Here is a 16137-nt window from a genome sequence, read left to right as displayed (position 1 = left end):
GAGCCCAAACCGTCAGTTCCCAAAACTTCGATGCGCCCAAGCACCGCCCCCGCCCAACCAGTCTTACATGTATTAAGGCAGGAGAACTGACCCATGATTCACACTTTATTTGTGGTTGAAGATCCAAGCATTTTTGCCGGCACAGCCATTCAAGCTATAGGCTTTGACAGCTATTTGCATGACTATCCCAAGCGCAACGAACCGCGCACAAGGGTGATTAACTTATGCGATACCTTCCGCTACTTGAGCCAGGGCTACTACTGCTCCTTATTAGCCGAGGCCCGCAATCACCAGGTCGTACCCAGCGTAAAAACCATCAATGAGTTGCGCGGCGATGCAGTACAGGTTTTGGTAAGCTCAGGTTTGTTTGCCAAGGGCACCCGTATCTGTGAGCTACCCGAATCTATTCTGGTGTGCATGGGCGACGTCGCCGACGCACGCCTGCAAAAACTCGCCCACTGGATTTATCAGCGCTTTGCAGCGCCGGTATTGTCCCTCACTCTGAAAGAGAGTGAGATGGGCATTCACGTTGCCGTCAAGCGTGCGGCTCTGAATACGCTGAGCGTTGACGCGCGCGAACTGTGCCTACAAACACTGGAAAACTATTCACAGAAAAGCTGGCGCTCCAAGGCCGACGAAAAAAAATACCGCTGGGAACTGGCGCTCCTAACCAATGCCAACGAACAAGTGCCGCCCAGTAACAAGGGTGCTATTGCCCGCTTTATTAAGGCTGGGGAAAAACACGGCATTCGCACTAAGCTGATTACCGAAGCTGACTACAGTTCGCTGAGTCAGTACGACGCACTGTTTATCCGAGAAACCACGGCCATCGATCACCACACTTATCGTTTTGCTCGCGAGGCAGAACGCTTAGGGCTAGTGGTAATGGATGACCCGGATTCAATTTTGCGTTGCTGCAACAAAGTCTTTCTACACGATGCCTTTAGCTATAAGAAAGTGCCAAGTTTGCATACCGTCATCGTCTCAGACATAGGGGGCGAGAGTGTGGATTGCCTGGAGCAATCCCTTAGCTACCCAATGATTCTGAAAATGCCGGAGGGTTCATTCTCTAAAGGCGTGTTCAAAGTCAAAGATCGCGACCAACTATTGAAGGTTGGCCAAGATTTGTTGAATGAATCTGCGCTGATGATTGCGCAAGAGTACTTGTTTACCGACTACGACTGGCGCATTGGTGTTCTGAATGGCCGCGCACTTTATGCGTGCCGCTACTATATGGCCAAAAATCATTGGCAAATATACAACCACGGCTCCCAACGTAACTTTAGCGGCGGTTTTGATGCGTTACCGACTTTTGAGGTACCCACTCACGTACTGAAAGCCGCCATGAAAGCCGCCGAGGTAGTGGGCGATGGACTGTACGGTATTGACATCAAGGAAGTCGGCGGCAAGGCATTTGTGTTAGAGGTCAATGACAACCCCAGTATCGAACATGGCGTAGAAGATAAATATTTAGGCGAAGAGCTGTACATGCAGGTAATGGCGGAATTTCTGCGCCGGTTAGAAGCGCGAGGCCGCTAGCGGTGAGCCGCTCCGATTTTTCTCGCGAACCTGCTAAACCCACGCCAAACAACGTCAACATCCGGCAGGCCCGTGTCGACGACATTAATACTCTGTGTGAATTGGAGCAAAGATGCTTTGCCAGCGACCGCCTCAGTAAGCGCAGCTTTAAACACCATGTGCAATCTGAACACAGTGTGTTGCTGTTGGCTGAGTGCAATGACGATCACGGATCGCCCCAACTGCTCGGCTATGGCTTGTGCTTACTCAATCGAGGCACCCGTCTGGCCCGGCTCTATTCTCTCGCCGTTGCCGCCGAGGCGCGCGGGCAATCTATAGGTAAGAAATTGATCTCTCGTCTGGAGCAAACCGCCGCACATCAGGGCCGTTTGTATATGCGGCTGGAAGTCGCCAAGAGTAATCGCACTGCCATTGCGCTATACGAGGCTTGTGGTTATCGACGCTTTGGTGAGTACATTAATTATTACCAAGATCACTCCGACGCCGACCGAATGCAAAAAACCATACGTCAGGGCAGCGACGCCAGCCGCTGTTTATCGGCCGTATGGTACCCGCAAACCACAGAATTTACCTGTGGCCCTGCCGCCTTGATGATGGCCATGGCAAGTCTGAATCAAGCCCTCCAGTGCACACAAACACTGGAGCTCGCGCTGTGGCGGGAATCCACCACTGTATTTATGACCTCAGGGTTAGGAGGAACACACCCATTCGGTTTGGGCTTGGCCGCTAACCGCCGAGGCTTTTGTAGCCATGTGTTCGTCAATACCGATCAACCATTATTTATCGACGGTGTTCGTAGTGACACCAAAAAGCAGGTGATGCGCCTGGTACACAATGAATTTCTAAACCAGTGCGAACAGCAGGGTGTTGAGGTTCACTATACCGAAGTCACTCAAGCCCTGATCGACGAATGGTTGGCTCGTGAGGTTGCCGTCGTTATGTTAATCAGCACTTATCGTTTGGACGGCAAAAAAGCCCCCCACTGGGTACTCATTACCGGCTCGGACGAGCAGTGTTTTTATGTACACGACCCAGATGTTGACGAGAAATATCAGCGTCCGATCGACTGTCAACATATTCCAATTGCCCGCACTGACTTCGATAAAATGTCCAGCTTTGGCGGCAACCGGTTGCGTACCGCCATTACGCTTTCGCTGCACTGCCCCGCAGAACTACCTTTTACTGAGTGTTGCACTTAAATGACTGGAGCACGATAAACCATGAATACTATCAATACAGCTTGTGCCATAAAGCGCATTACCATTGCCAACATTGCTCAGGCCATAAATGCCGACAGCCTCAACGAGTATTTAGTCGACCAGCGTGGCGCCACGCGTTACCGTGATGCCTACTGTATGCGCATGAACAGCGGTGAGGCCTGGCTGTTTGATTACGGAGTACTGATCGGTTGGAACCTGTCCGAGGAAGAACGTCAACAACTGTGCGTTGATCTGCAACCGATGTTAATCGACAAATACCAGCGGCCATTGATTGAGCAGTACAGTTTCTCCTTCAGTGCAGAACAGGTCTTTAATATTCATCACGACATGCTGGAGCTGCCCGAAGACAATCAAATGATTCGCCTGGCGCTCAGTCATGCCTTTGCTCAATCGGCCAAGCTGGGTGCCTTTGAAGACAAAGCCCAAGATGTTATTCACAACAATGCCTACATCTCGAAAGAGCTGGCAGCCACAGGAAAGCTCCCGCTCAACCGAAAACAATTGGCCAAGCTACGCGGTGTTCTTTTTGACACCAGCAGCGATATTGCCTTGCATTATAATTTGCTGGATACGCCAGAGTTTTTTTGGGATTATCCAGAGCTGGAAGAGTACTATCAACGCCTGGCAAAGTATCTCGATCTTGCGCCAAGGGTGAGCATTCTTAATAAAAAGCTTGAGACCATTCAGAACCTACTGGAAATGCTTGCCACAGAACACAACCACAAACACTCTGCATTTTTGGAGATTGTTATTATTGTACTTATTGCCGTGGATATTGTTATTTACTTTTTTGAGCCCTAGCCGAAAAAACAATAGGCGATTAGCATTGGGCAAACAAGCCTGCGCCGTCCGCCATCAAACCACACGCCAGTGCATAGCGGGTGCGGGTAATACTGACCGCACCGCAGCAAACGCTTAATTAGACTCACCGGTTTTCGTTAAACACGAAGTATACTCAATTGTCCTAAACATCAGGCCAGGTGGGTAGAGGTTCCCCGCTTTCCATACAAAATCTAAACGGCTGCACGCTATAAGCAGTAGAATTATTTGATACCCTCACCTAAAAATCAACTCTATATCTTTAACCCGACTTCTGCTCACTGGCACACATTCACCCGACTTGAGTTCAAGTTGATTTACACCCCCACCGAGCTTTTTTAATGCGTTTACGCAGTTAATATTGGCAATATATGACCTGTGAATGCGCACAAAGTTACCCGGCAATAGACTTTGCAGTGCTTCAATGGATTTATCGTGCAGTGATGTTTTACCGTCGTAATGCAGTTCACTGTAATGCCCGTCTGCGCGAATGTATTCGATACTTTCAATATCGACCAAGGAGCGCACACTGCCCAAACGCAGACTCAGGTATTTCAGGCCAGGCGCCTCCCGGCCTTGAACGCGATTTAGCCGCCCCAACGCTTTTTCCAGGCGCTTCTGGTTAAATGGTTTAACAATAAAATCCAGCACTTCGTACTCAAAGGCTTGCGCGGCTTTCTCAGCGTAGGCAGAGACGATAATAGTATGAAACGAACCGGCAATTTTCTGGCAAAGCAACTCGAAACCATCGCGCCCGAATAAGTTTAAGTCAAGAAACAGTAAATCAACGGCTTGCTCAGACAAATAGTCTTCGGCCTCATCAATTCTGGCAATATGGTGTATTCTTTGAATACGCGACCCCAGAATTTTCTCGATCAGCCGCAGCAATCGCTTGGCAACCACAGGCTCGTCTTCAACAATTAGGATGTGCAAGGGATTTTGAACTCCGTGCGCCAGGAATTATTGCTACTCTTCTCGCTGATAAAATCATACTTGTTGCCAAATTCGGCCGCCAGCCGCGCTTTTATGTACCGCTCGCCCACCCCAAAACCGACAGCTGGCTCTTGCGACTGTTGTGCCATGGGGCAAAGCAGATTTAGTCGTATTTGGCCATTATCAGCTTGGGTCACCTCAAGCGTAAAATCTGTGTGCCCTAGCAGCTCACCATGTGAGAAGCTGTTTTCTATTTGGATATGCAGGATGGCAGGCGGTATATCTATAGAGTTCGTATCGCCTTTTACAGACAAGCGGAAGTCTCGCTCATAGCGCAGGCTCATAATTCGCAAGTGGTGTTTACACAGCGACAGCTCGTCGTCCAATAATATTAGCGACTGCTGAGAAAACTTCATCAGCAACCGGAACTCTTGCGCCAACTCTTCTATAAAATCCACCGCCAACTTGGGTTGAGTTTCTACCCACTCCATTAATAGCGTGAGGCTGTTCATCAGAAAGTGCGGCTGTAGGCTGCGCTTTAGAAGCTCAAGCTCCAACTGTAAAGCATTGATGGCGCGACGCCGCTCTGACTTCATATCCCGAATAAGTAGCGCCGTCATCACCAAGGCGATGAGCAACGCCACATTAGAAAACATCACATCCAGGAATTGATACATATCCATTAACAATAAGCCCAGTGCCAGTAAAGGAACACCGAGATAGGCATAACCCACGGGAGCATTGATACGCAGTGAGGTGATGGAAACAAGAATGCAAAACTGCAAGCCTACCAAAAAAATGAACACACTTATGGCATCAAAACTTAACGGCAATAATGCAACAATAGCAAACAGTACATGGACCACAATAAGTGGCTTAATATTTGACGTAAACCGACTGTTCAACCAACAAAATGTGGTCAGACTGCTGTTAACGCATAGAGTAAGCCCCAGCACCCACCACAACCGATCGGTGTGGTAATTATAGGTATAATTGAAGAGCTCCCGCCAATTTTCAACCAGCAGCAGTAAGCTGCTGGAGAAGCTAAGAACGGAAAACACCAGATACTGAATGTTCGGCTGATACAGAAAATACAAAAGCAAAAAAAGCACACCAAACACCAACAGTGCCGCCATGGTGGCAACGGCAACCAGATGTTCATTGACTGTTGCATTCTCTATAGGCTCAAGCCCTAAGTAGTAGAAAATTGTGTGAAGATCGGCGCCCACATGGTGAGTTGACAGTTCAATACGAAGCTCGTGACTACCGACGCGCAATTGCTCAGAGGTAAGGTAAGTCCGAAATTCGACTAAGCCCGGAATTTCATTCTCAGCAAGCTGCGCCGGCCGGCCGTTTTCTGACAGCAGAATGCCATCCCAGTAAATGCGACTGCTGGCAAGGGCCGACATATGCAACCAAGCGCCTTTTTGCGAGTGGGACAAAGCGATGTTTGCCCGCAAGCAGCTGTAGGTATTTTCTTCAATTGTGTATATAGGGTGCTCTTGCCACTGCGCGCTTTGATCGAGAGTTGCGCACAGCTGCGGATGAGTGGAATTGACAAAAACGGTATCGACAGCTTGTGCGCTTGCACCCCCGACCCACACAATTAAAGCCACTATTAAGATGCTGCAAAACCGATACACAATATCCGCTCCTTCTTTTTTTCATAGTATCGGCTTATTTTGCCGAGGGCTATGCCATTCAAGCGCTCTAGGTGCAATTCGTGCAAAACCCGCACTGCAATATTGATGCAATCGTTAAGGTAGCCAAACACTTAATGAGGAGCACCGCACTATGTCTATACGATTTGTCTGTTTTATTATATTGATCAACCTGATTCCCCACGCCAACGCCGAGCCCAATTGGCAGCCCCACACCCTAACAGGCCCCAACGGTGAACAAGTACCTGCCGAGCTCGGCTATATAGAAACACCCCAAATAAGAGGCAAGGCGGATTCTGGCACTCTTGAGCTGGGCTTTGTGCGCCTAAAAAGCCAGGCTCAAAACCCCGGCAATCCGATTGTCTATCTCGCGGGCGGCCCCGGCGGATCAGCCACCTGGACGGCCAGCCATCAGCGCCACCCGATGTTCGTTGCGCTTACCGAATTTGCCGATGTGATTATTTTTGATCAGCGCGGCACTGGCTTATCGCGCAATGGTCTGGAGGACTGCCGCTATGACCCTAAGATTCCCTTAACCCAAGCCATCACCTTAGAGGGATACATCAATGCGATGAGCGATGCCGCCCGCTATTGTCGCAAGCAATGGTCACAAACCGGCGTTGATTTGAACGCTTACAACACCATGGAGAGCGTCCATGACCTTGAAGCCCTGCGCGTTGCACTGGGCGCGGAGCAGATCGACTTATGGGGCATTTCTTACGGCACCCATCTGGCATTTGCTATGAACAAAACCTACCCGCAATCCGTGGGTAAGATGATTCTGGCAAGCAGCGAAGGGCTCGATCACACCATAAAAAGTCCAGCCAATGTGGACGCTGTATTGGCGCGGGTTGCGACAGCCTTTAAAGCGCACCCCGCCTCTGCCCAATACCCTGAGCTGGTGCCAATGATGCAGGGGATACACGAAAAATATGCCGCAGAACCGGCCACTATAAAGGTACCAACGCGCGACGGTGCTACCGTTGAGCTGGCCGTAAGCAAAGCCAACATTCAGCTGATGACAGCGGGCGCTCTGCTTCGCGACCCCAGCAGCATTGCTAATTTGCCCGGGTTTTACGGTCTGCTGGCAATGGGCGACTTTTCTCTGATTGGGCCGCACTTTTTAGGCATGCGCATGGAAATGTTCACCCTTAACCCCATGAGTGTTGCCATGGATGCCGCCTCTGGCGTAAGCCAAGAGCGCTGGCAGCAAGTGCAAGGCGAAGCAGAACGCAGCGTACTTTGGCGCAGCAGTAACTTGCCCTTTCCAGATATTAGCGCGGCACTGGGCGTAAAAGATTTGGGCGACGACTTCCGCAGCCTCAACAAAAACGCTACGCCAACGTTATTTTTCGCCGGCACCCTTGACGGACGAACCCCACTGGAAGGCCAGCGCGATGTGGCCAATTACTTTAGCAATAAGAGCTTTGTCACCATTGAAAACGGCGGCCACAATCTTTACATGAGCTCGCCCAAAGTATTGGCAACCATGCAACAATTTTTGCGGGGCGAAACACTTGCTGAGGAGATTACTATCGAGTTACCCATTCCGGAGTTTCGCTAACAGTGGGCGGCAGGTAAGGTGCCGCTATAGCACTACCCCCATTCTAGAATCAAATATGGGCCTCTGCGTAATGCGGGGCCTATTTGAGTTTTAGCACCTCACCCTCAAATTCAACGCCCTGCCAACCGTGCTGAATAAAATTGCGGATATTAGCGTGGTCGTCGCCCTCTGGGTTTTGCAGTACATCCTCGCGATAAAAATGGCCAAAGCAGGCCAGAGTTTGCGCCTCGGTTAAACCGTTGATCGCGCCAAACGCAAAAATCTTGCAGGACCCTTCGTTTGTGCCCGCGGCGTTGTCGGCCTCACCATTTTTAAACGCGGCCGGCGTATAGTCGTAACAGGCGTCGATGACCGCCATGGTTTCTTTGAATTCCACATTCAGTGGCTCTGAGGTCAGCTTGGTAAGAAAAATATCCAGTGTCATAGTTCTGCCTTTCTTTGTTTGCGGGCGCTGGGGCCAATATCATGTTGCGTATTCTACAACGTATCCGCCACAGCTTGCGCCTACCGACCCATAAATGCGCTGGCGACAGAGGCTAAAAGAGCGTAAAATGCGCCGTTATAAATCGCAAGATTGATCCTCGGGGGGGCCTGGCAGGCTGTTGAAATACCCCATACATGCTCAGCGCAGAATGACGCGTGCAGATGTTGTGTTTTGTCTCGACGGACAGGGTGGCCCCCTTTCCTAGAGACAAGGCGCAGCAGGTGTGCACTTCAGGCTACGCTGAGTACGTATGGAGTCTATTAATAGCCTGCTAGGCCTGAGACGCAGACGCGGACCCGTTGAACCTGATCCGGTTAATGCCGGCGTAGGGATAGGATGATCACCTCTTTTTATCTACGCTTTTTGCATGCCGGGTCTCCTTAGATGTTATTGGAGACTCTATGAAACGCTCACCCGTTATCGGGCTATCTGCCCTTAGCCTTGCCATCAGCGCACACGCTCTGGCCGCCCCGCAAACCATTGAAGAAGTACTGGTCACCGCCGACTTTCGCGAGACCACGCTCACCGAGCTTGCCGCCAGTGCCACCGTGATTGACGCGGATACCATCAATGACCGAGGCGCTAAGCACCTGGCAGAGATTTTAAACACAGCGCCCAACGTTAACTTTTCCGCCGGCGCCTCGCGCGGCCGCTTTTTCCAAATTCGCGGCATTGGCGAGCGCAGTCAATTTGTTGAGCCGGTGAACCCTTCTGTGGGCCTGTTGGTGGACGGCATTGATTTAACCGGTTTGGGTGGCGCCGCTACCACGCTTGACATCAACCAAGTTGAAATCTTGCGCGGCCCGCAGGGCACCACCTATGGCGCCAACGCCCTGGCCGGCCTGATCAATATGGTCTCGGCTGCCCCTACCGAAGAATTCAGTGGCGAAGTTGCCGCCACCATCGGCAACTACAACAGCTATAACAGCTCAGTCGTACTGAGCGGCCCCATGACCGACACTTTGGGCTGGCGTGTGGCGCTGGAGCAGAACACCTCAGACGGCTATCAAGACAACGCCTACCTCGGGGTGGACGACAACGCCAACATCGACGAGCAAACCGCGCGCGCCAAGCTGCGCTGGCAACCGGCAGACGCTACCACGCTGGATATTACCGGCCTATACGTCAATGTCGACAATGGCTATGACGGCTTTTCTCTGGACAACACTCGCACCACATTATCGGATCAACCCGGTCACGACCGCATAGAAACGCTAGCCGGCTCCGCCCGCCTGCAAACTGGGCTGAGTGACAAGGTTAACCTCGTTGCCCTGCTGAGCCACGCGCAGTCGGACACCGAATACGGCTATGACGAGGACTGGGCCTACACCGATATCTGTGTCGATTTTACCTGCATCTACGATGGCTATAACTCGTTTGATAACTATCAGCGCGATATCGACAACACCACTGCCGACCTGCGCCTTGTCTCCAGCACGCAAGCCGGTGAGTTGGGCTGGGTGGCGGGGGTTTACTACCGCGACCAAAACGAAGATTTAGCCCGCCAGTACACCTACCTAGCCAGTGACTTCGGCAGTAACTTCAGTGCCGAAAGCACGGCGGTATACGGTGAGCTGGATATTCCTCTGGCCACACAGCTGACCTTAGTCACCGGTCTGCGCTATGAAGAGCGCAGCGCCAGCTACAGCGACTCCGATGGCGTGAGCTTTGAGCCCAGCGACGATATGCTGGGCGGAAAAGTTGCGCTGGAATACCGCCTGCAAGAAGGGCAGCTTCTTTATGCACTCGCCTCGCGCGGCTACAAAGCCGGCGGCTTCAACAGCAACAGTGACATCCCGGCCAACGACCGTGAATACCAACCCGAGTTTCTCTGGAATTACGAGCTTGGCGGCAAGTTCACCTCCCAAGACGGCACCTACAGCAGCCGCGTTGCGTTCTTTTATCAGGACCGCGACGAAGTGCAAACCAAGCAGTCTCTGGTACAGAATATTGAAGGCGAAAACTGCCCCTGCCGTTTTGTCGATTACACCACTAACGCCGCCGCCGGCACCGCCTATGGCTTAGAGGCGGAAATTAATTGGCAGCTCAGTGACGCATTGAGTGTGTTTACCAGCCTGGGGTTGTTGCGCTCAGAGTTTAATGACTTTGCGAGCTACGCCCATAGCGGGGCCAACGATGAAACGGGCGAGCCCTATGACTTGTCGGGCCACGATTTACCGCACGCGCCGCGCTACCAGTTTACTGTCGGCGGCGAGTATTTCTTTACCGACCACCTCTATGCGCGCCTGGAAGTTGAGGGCAAAGACAGCTTTTACTTCTCCAGCCGCCACGAGGCACAATCCGAGGCCTATGAGTTAATCAATGCGCGCATTGGTTACACCGCCGAGCGCTGGGAAGTGGCACTTTGGGGCCGCAATTTATCCGATGAAGATACTCTGGTGCGCGGTTTTGGCAGCTTCGGCAACGACCCGCGCAAGGGTTACGCAACAGAGCCCTACAGCCAATACGGCGAGCCACGCGTACTGGGCGTTAGCGCTAAAGTACGCTTCTAAGCTCACATTCAATACCCGGCAAGTGATCTTGCCGGGCACTCCACCACGGAGCACCGTTATGAAATTGTCCGCCGAAATCAGTATGTACCCGTTCAATGAGGCCTACATTCCGCCCATTCAGGGGTTTATCGACTGGCTCAATCAACAGGAGGGGCTGCTGGTCAGCACCAAGCCTACCTGTACCATCGTGACCGGTGACTACGAGCGCGTCATGCAGGTCCTCGGTGAAGGTATGCGTTACAGCGTCGAAACCTGGGGCAAAGCCGTGTTCGTCACCAAGTTCTTGCCAGGCTTTGCAGCCCTGCCCGAGGCCAATGCATGAGCAGTGTCAGCGAGCAGGTGCAAACGGCCTTGGCGACAATGTCCGGATGGGAATTTGTTGCCGTAACATTAGCCATTGCTTACTTACTGCTGGCGGTACGTCAAAACAGCTTGTGCTGGTACTGCGCCTTTGCCAGTACCGCCATTTATACGGTGTTGTTCTGGGATGTGCAGCTGCTGATGGAATCGGCACTGAACGTCTATTACATGTTGATGGCCGTGTACGGCTGGTGGCAGTGGCGCCATGGAGGCAAAGCTGACACCAAGCTGCCGGTGCGCCGCTGGCAAGTGCAACAGCACATCTTCACCATTGCAGGCATTGTGACAATTACGTTACTGTCTGGCACACTACTCCACCTGTATACCGAGGCTGCCTGGCCCTATCTGGACTCCTTCACCACCTGGGCCAGCGTTATCACCACCTATATGGTGGCCCGAAAAATCTTGGAAAACTGGCTTTATTGGATGGTCATTAACAGCACATCGATCTTTTTGTTTATCGATCGCGGCCTGTACCTAACAGCGCTGCTGCTGGTGTCGTATTTGATTATCTCGATATTTGGCCTGATGAATTGGCGCAGGGATTACCGCCAGCACCTGACCGCACATGCCTGAGCAAAATGTTCTGCAAGCCATATTAGCCGGCTGGCGCGAGTGGCCCCTGCCCATTAACGCGCCGCCAAAGTTGCTTGGGCCTATTCCGGGCGGGCGCACCAATCGCAATTTCAAAGTGATTGCCCCGGGCTTTGAGCAACCTCTGGTGTTGCGCATTAACAATCAACGCGGACGCTATCTCGGTATAGACCGCAAAGAAGAAGCGCAAATCGCACACACCGTTGCCCAAGCCGGCATTGCGCCAGAGCCTATATTTAGGGATCCAAGTCAGCGCTTTGCACTGCTACCTTTTATTGAGGCACGCACCTGGAACGGTGCCGACTTTGCCAATCCCATACAACGCAAGCGCCTGCTCCAGGCTCTAAAGAAGGTACAAGCGCTGAATCCAGCCACTACGCGTCGCAGCTACCTGGCGTACTTAAACCACTACTGGACATTTCTAAACCAGGCACAGATGGTCGATGCAGAGCTAACCGATCAATGGCTCGACTTTTTACCCAAGCTGCAGGCCTTTGACCAAGCGGGCTGGTACCCTAAACTCACCCACCACGATATGATTCCGGAAAATGTTCTCGACACTGGCAGCCGCCTGTACTTGATTGACTGGGAATACGCCGCCATAGGCCACCCGGATATCGACTTGTGGAGCATTAGCCCTTCGCTGGTTACAGAGCCCTTTATTCACGAGCTGGCGAGCTGGACCAACGACCTGTGGGAACGCGTGCAAATAACCCTGCGCCACCACCGTATTCCCACCGAATAGCTATACTTCGCTGCAAAATAACCGACCTTTACACACTAGTATACTGACGGATTTGAGCCAGATGCTACAATGGTCACATTGACCATAACAAAATAAGCAGGACACCCTATATGCTTCGTTTACTCACTTTACTGGGGCTTATGGCCTCTTTGCTCATACCCGGCGTTAGCTTCGCCGAAGACGGCTACCGTATGTGGTTGCGTTATGAACCCGTCGCCGACCAATCCCTGCAACAACAATATCGCAAGTCACTGCAGCAGTTGGTTATCAACACCGACGACGCAACCTTAGCGATTGCCAAACAAGAGCTGCAAGCGGGCATTAGCGGCTTAACTGGGCAGGCAATACCTCACTCCAGGCAGGTTAGCGAGCACGGCGCCTTGCTGGTGGGTACACCGCAATCCTCTCAGGATATCGCCAATCTCAAGCTCGACCTCAGCGCTTTGGGTCCCGAGGGCTTTCGAATTGTCAGCGCCGACATTGCCGGTAAACGAGCAACCATTGTTGCCGCCAACTCCAACAAAGGCGCGCTGTATGGCAGCTTTCATTTTTTGCGCTTACTGCAAACCGAACAAAGCATCAACTCGCTGGAAATCTCGTCAGCGCCATCGGTACAGCATCGGGTGGTCAATCACTGGGACAATCTCAATCGTTTGGTCGAGCGCGGTTACGCCGGTTTGTCTCTGTGGGACTGGGGCACCTTGCCCGCATACAAAGACAACCCACGCTATCGCGATTACGCGCGCATTAACGCCTCGCTCGGTATTAACGGTACCGTGATTAACAACGTCAACGCCGATGCGCGTATCCTGACCGATCAGTTTTTGGAAAAAGCCGCGGCACTTGCCGATGTTTTTCGCCCTTACGGCATCAAACTGTATCTATCGGTAAAGTTTAATTCACCCATGTTGTTAGACGGGTTTGAAACCGCCGACCCTCTCGATGCCGACGTGCAAAAATGGTGGCAGGCTCGGGTTAAAAAAGTATACGAATACATTCCCGACTTTGGCGGCTTTTTGGTAAAAGCCAACTCGGAAGGACAACCCGGCCCGCAAGACTTTAACCGCAACCACGCCGATGGTGCCAACATGTTGGCCGAAGCGTTGGAGCCCTTTGGTGGTATCGTTTTCTGGCGCGCCTTTGTGTACGCGCCAGAACAAGGTGACCGCTTCCGCGAAGCCTATGACGAATTTATGCCACTTGATGGTACGTTTAAAGACAATGTCATTGTGCAAATTAAAAATGGCCCCATCGACTTTCAACCACGCGAACCCTTCTCACCTCTGTTTGGCAGCTTAGAGAAAACCAACATCGCGCTAGAACTACAGGTTACTCAGGAATACTTCGGTTTTTCTTACCACCTGGCTTATCAGGGCCCACTGTTCACCGAAGCTTTGAACGCGGACACCTACGCCAAAGGTGAAGGCAGCACCGTCGGTAAAATTTTGGCGGGTGAGGTTTTCGACTACAAGCAAACAGGTATGGCGGCGGTTATCAATCCCGGCAACTCCCGCAACTGGACCAGTCACCCGTTTGTACAGTCAAGCTGGTACGCCTTTGGTCGTTTGGCGTGGGACGTTAACCTTACCTCCGCAGCCATTGGTGAAGAATGGCTGCGCCAAACCTTCAATAACGATACCGGTTTTATAGAATCGATGCAGGAAATTATGGCCATCTCACGTGAAGCGGGCGTCAACTACCGTATGCCACTTGGGCTTACGCACCTGTATGCACAAGGCCACCACTACGGCCCCGCACCTTGGCATGACAAATCGGGCCGGGCGGATTGGACTGCATATTATTACCATCAGGCGACAAAAGACGGGGTAGGGTTTGATCGCACCGCAAGTGGCTCCAACGCCATTGAACAATATCACTCACCGCTTGATCAGATGTATGCCAAGCCAGAGTCCACACCGGAAGACATTTTGCTGTGGTTCCACCATTTAGGTTGGGATTACAAGATGGGTTCCGGCCGTACCTTGTGGCATGAGCTAGTTTACAAATACGACACGGGTGTTGCTCAGGTAGAGAAAATGCAAGCCACCTGGGAAAGCGTCAAAGATTTTGTCGATACCGAACGCTACCAGCGTGTTAAGGCTTTGCTCAAAGTGCAACTGCGCGACGCCAAGCACTGGCGCGATGCCTGTATTAGTTATTTCCAAAGTGTCAACGGCTTGCCACTGCCCAAGGGCTCGCCCAAACCCGCACACGAGCTGGACTATTACAAACGAATGGAAAAGTCGCTGTACCTACCAGACCCGTGGTATCCAGTACCCAGCGGTCACTGATTCGCTGAGGGAATACTTAACGCATACGCAGAGGGGGACTTTTAGTCCCCCTCCTCACCTAGCCGCAACTGGTTCAACCTCCGACGATTATCAATTCGCAGTGACATAATTCTCAACAATATTGGGGTGCTCGCTACTGAATGTACCCAAACCTTTTTCCAACCTCAAAGACTCGTAATAATCATGTAGTTCTTGGGCTCTTTCAGTGATTGCGGCCTCATCAATTAGTGAAAATTCTGATGACTCTTCATATTCTTGATTGAATTTTCGTATCATTGATTTTTTCATTGAATCTAGCGGAAATATTACGCCGGGGTCTCGGTCATTCAATAGTTCCATATAGGCGAGACTTTCAATTAGGTTAACTTTTGCCGTACTGTAATTTTTCCCTGAATTAGAAAATGCTGAGATTCTGTAGAAGTTTGCAGCCGTCATTAGAATATAGCTAGAACCTTCAACAATACCTTTCTCTATCATTGATAATTTTTTCGCTCGCTGATAGTCTCCGAATGTGTACATTCCCACTAATGCGTTGATTGCGTTCAAATCTCCGCTATCGGCCATTGCCAGCAGCTGCTCCTCGGAATAATACTGGCGATATTCTTTCGCCACACTGACCGACTCTTTCTCTTGCCACCGGTCAAATATTGCCCACCTTCCTTCACTGCTATCCTTGCTAATTTCTCGTTGGCCATCTGGAAGAATGTGTGCCTCTTTCTGTGCATTTTTTCTAGCCTGACTTTTGTTTATTTCGTCTGCATACTTCGGCGCCTCATTAAACTCCAATGAACCCGCTGGCCTATTATCATTTCGGTCTATAACAAATAAATAGCCAACCATAAATATTGGGAAAGTAAATATAGCAACCATCCCAAATTTTATTTTTCTACTGTTACGGAACATAACTCGCCCTCCTGTTTACTCCGGAGAAATAGAAACACAATGCTCCTCGGATTTTTCTTTGGCATAATCAGGGCACACCCTATCCACATTCCTTTCGTAAGCCCATTCTAAATCTTGAGTGCAATGTTGAGCGCTAACATACTGACCCGCACCGCGCATTCCTACGCCGACACCTGTGATCCCATAAAGTATCAATACAACACCTCCGCTCCCGCCACGGAGCATCGGGGTCAGGCCTTACATTTTACACTTTGATGTGGAATGTAAGGCCTGACCCTCAGGGCGTTGATGTCGGTAAAACCTTTTTGGATATTTGCATCCTAGAAATTGATCGCCACTGGCAGATTTATAACACCACTGAGGATATCGTGGCGCTCATCAAGTCTCTCAAGCGCTTCAAACTAAGCCGGATTCTGGTGGAGGCTACGGGTGGCTACGAACGGAAAGTCGTTGAGGCACTGGCAGAATCTGGGTTACCCGTTGTCGTTGTACAACCCATGAATGTTCGTCA

General features: G+C 51.2%; 14 protein-coding genes. 10 read left to right on the top strand and 4 right to left on the bottom strand.

What is annotated here, in order from left to right; all coding sequences use genetic code 11:
* Window positions 1–93 precede the first annotated feature (93 nt).
* The 3 genes from QWI17_RS19665 to QWI17_RS19655 are packed head-to-tail and all read left to right on the top strand — an operon-like array spanning window position 94 to window position 3560.
* Window positions 94–1539, top strand: coding sequence for a RimK family ATP-grasp domain-containing protein (locus QWI17_RS19665; RefSeq protein ID WP_302724231.1), 1446 nt, complete (start codon window positions 94–96; stop codon window positions 1537–1539).
* Window positions 1540–1541: 2 nt separating this feature from the next.
* Entirely contained in the window at window positions 1542–2738 is a 1197-nt protein-coding gene (locus QWI17_RS19660; RefSeq protein ID WP_302724230.1) for a GNAT family N-acetyltransferase/peptidase C39 family protein, read from the top strand.
* A 21-nt stretch (window positions 2739–2759) separates the two neighbouring features.
* A complete protein-coding gene (locus QWI17_RS19655; RefSeq protein ID WP_302724229.1) occupies window positions 2760–3560 on the top strand; it encodes an RMD1 family protein in 801 nt (266 codons plus the stop codon).
* Window positions 3561–3815: 255 nt separating this feature from the next.
* Here QWI17_RS19655 and QWI17_RS19650 read toward each other — a convergent pair whose 3' ends face one another.
* Both QWI17_RS19650 and QWI17_RS19645 read right to left on the bottom strand, forming a co-directional pair.
* Entirely contained in the window at window positions 3816–4511 is a 696-nt protein-coding gene (locus tag QWI17_RS19650) for a LytR/AlgR family response regulator transcription factor (protein ID WP_302724228.1), read from the bottom strand.
* Window positions 4499–6127, bottom strand: coding sequence for a sensor histidine kinase (locus QWI17_RS19645; RefSeq protein WP_302724227.1), 1629 nt, complete (start codon window positions 6125–6127; stop codon window positions 4499–4501). The genes QWI17_RS19650 and QWI17_RS19645 overlap by 13 nt, the downstream gene beginning before the upstream one ends.
* A gap of 178 nt (window positions 6128–6305) precedes the next feature.
* Here QWI17_RS19645 and QWI17_RS19640 point away from each other — a divergent pair, with 178 nt between their 5' ends.
* Window positions 6306–7736 (top strand): alpha/beta hydrolase, encoded by a 1431-nt coding sequence (locus QWI17_RS19640; RefSeq protein WP_302724226.1) that lies wholly within the window; start codon window positions 6306–6308, stop codon window positions 7734–7736.
* Between the two features lie 79 nt (window positions 7737–7815).
* On the opposite strand, the gene QWI17_RS19635 is transcribed toward QWI17_RS19640, so the two are convergent.
* On the bottom strand, window positions 7816–8160 hold the full coding sequence (locus QWI17_RS19635; RefSeq protein ID WP_302724225.1) for a HopJ type III effector protein: 345 nt from the start codon (window positions 8158–8160) through the stop codon (window positions 7816–7818).
* Window positions 8161–8621: 461 nt separating this feature from the next.
* On the opposite strand from QWI17_RS19635, the gene QWI17_RS19630 reads away from it, so the two are divergent.
* From QWI17_RS19630 to QWI17_RS19610, 5 genes are all read left to right on the top strand, one after another.
* Entirely contained in the window at window positions 8622–10733 is a 2112-nt protein-coding gene (locus tag QWI17_RS19630) for a TonB-dependent receptor (protein WP_302724224.1), read from the top strand.
* Window positions 10734–10791: 58 nt separating this feature from the next.
* Window positions 10792–11055, top strand: coding sequence for a hypothetical protein (locus tag QWI17_RS19625; protein WP_302724223.1), 264 nt, complete (start codon window positions 10792–10794; stop codon window positions 11053–11055).
* Window positions 11052–11669: a nicotinamide riboside transporter PnuC gene (gene pnuC / locus QWI17_RS19620; RefSeq protein WP_302724222.1), complete on the top strand. Its 618-nt coding sequence runs from the start codon at window positions 11052–11054 to the stop codon at window positions 11667–11669. Before QWI17_RS19625 ends, pnuC begins: the two co-directional genes overlap by 4 nt.
* Entirely contained in the window at window positions 11662–12432 is a 771-nt protein-coding gene (locus QWI17_RS19615; protein WP_302724221.1) for a choline/ethanolamine kinase family protein, read from the top strand. Before pnuC ends, QWI17_RS19615 begins: the two co-directional genes overlap by 8 nt.
* A 110-nt stretch (window positions 12433–12542) precedes the next feature.
* Window positions 12543–14723: an alpha-glucuronidase family glycosyl hydrolase gene (locus tag QWI17_RS19610; protein WP_302724220.1), complete on the top strand. Its 2181-nt coding sequence runs from the start codon at window positions 12543–12545 to the stop codon at window positions 14721–14723.
* Between the two features lie 90 nt (window positions 14724–14813).
* On the opposite strand, the gene QWI17_RS19605 is transcribed toward QWI17_RS19610, so the two are convergent.
* Window positions 14814–15626 (bottom strand): hypothetical protein, encoded by an 813-nt coding sequence (locus tag QWI17_RS19605; protein WP_302724219.1) that lies wholly within the window; start codon window positions 15624–15626, stop codon window positions 14814–14816.
* Window positions 15627–15880: 254 nt separating this feature from the next.
* Here QWI17_RS19605 and QWI17_RS19600 point away from each other — a divergent pair.
* On the top strand, window positions 15881–16137 hold a 257-nt coding region (locus tag QWI17_RS19600), incomplete at its 3' end, for an IS110 family transposase (RefSeq protein ID WP_302724218.1).

It is taken from the genome of Gilvimarinus gilvus (genome assembly GCF_030518155.1).
Lineage (GTDB): Bacteria > Pseudomonadota > Gammaproteobacteria > Pseudomonadales > Cellvibrionaceae > Gilvimarinus > Gilvimarinus gilvus.
This window is presented reverse-complemented; position numbering and strand designations above follow the sequence as displayed.

Bases quoted from the DNA above. Each gene is read 5' to 3' on its own strand.
- pnuC (WP_302724222.1), top strand. From the start codon at position 11,052: ATGAGCAGTGTCAGCGAGCAGGTGCAAACGGCCTTGGCGACAATGTCC.
- QWI17_RS19665 (WP_302724231.1), top strand. From the start codon at position 94: ATGATTCACACTTTATTTGTGGTTGAAGATCCAAGCATTTTTGCCGGC.
- QWI17_RS19635 (WP_302724225.1), bottom strand. From the start codon at position 8,160: ATGACACTGGATATTTTTCTTACCAAGCTGACCTCAGAGCCACTGAAT.
- QWI17_RS19630 (WP_302724224.1), top strand. From the start codon at position 8,622: ATGAAACGCTCACCCGTTATCGGGCTATCTGCCCTTAGCCTTGCCATC.
- QWI17_RS19605 (WP_302724219.1), bottom strand. From the start codon at position 15,626: ATGTTCCGTAACAGTAGAAAAATAAAATTTGGGATGGTTGCTATATTT.
- QWI17_RS19615 (WP_302724221.1), top strand. From the start codon at position 11,662: ATGCCTGAGCAAAATGTTCTGCAAGCCATATTAGCCGGCTGGCGCGAG.
- QWI17_RS19625 (WP_302724223.1), top strand. From the start codon at position 10,792: ATGAAATTGTCCGCCGAAATCAGTATGTACCCGTTCAATGAGGCCTAC.
- QWI17_RS19655 (WP_302724229.1), top strand. From the start codon at position 2,760: ATGAATACTATCAATACAGCTTGTGCCATAAAGCGCATTACCATTGCC.
- QWI17_RS19610 (WP_302724220.1), top strand. From the start codon at position 12,543: ATGCTTCGTTTACTCACTTTACTGGGGCTTATGGCCTCTTTGCTCATA.
- QWI17_RS19640 (WP_302724226.1), top strand. From the start codon at position 6,306: ATGTCTATACGATTTGTCTGTTTTATTATATTGATCAACCTGATTCCC.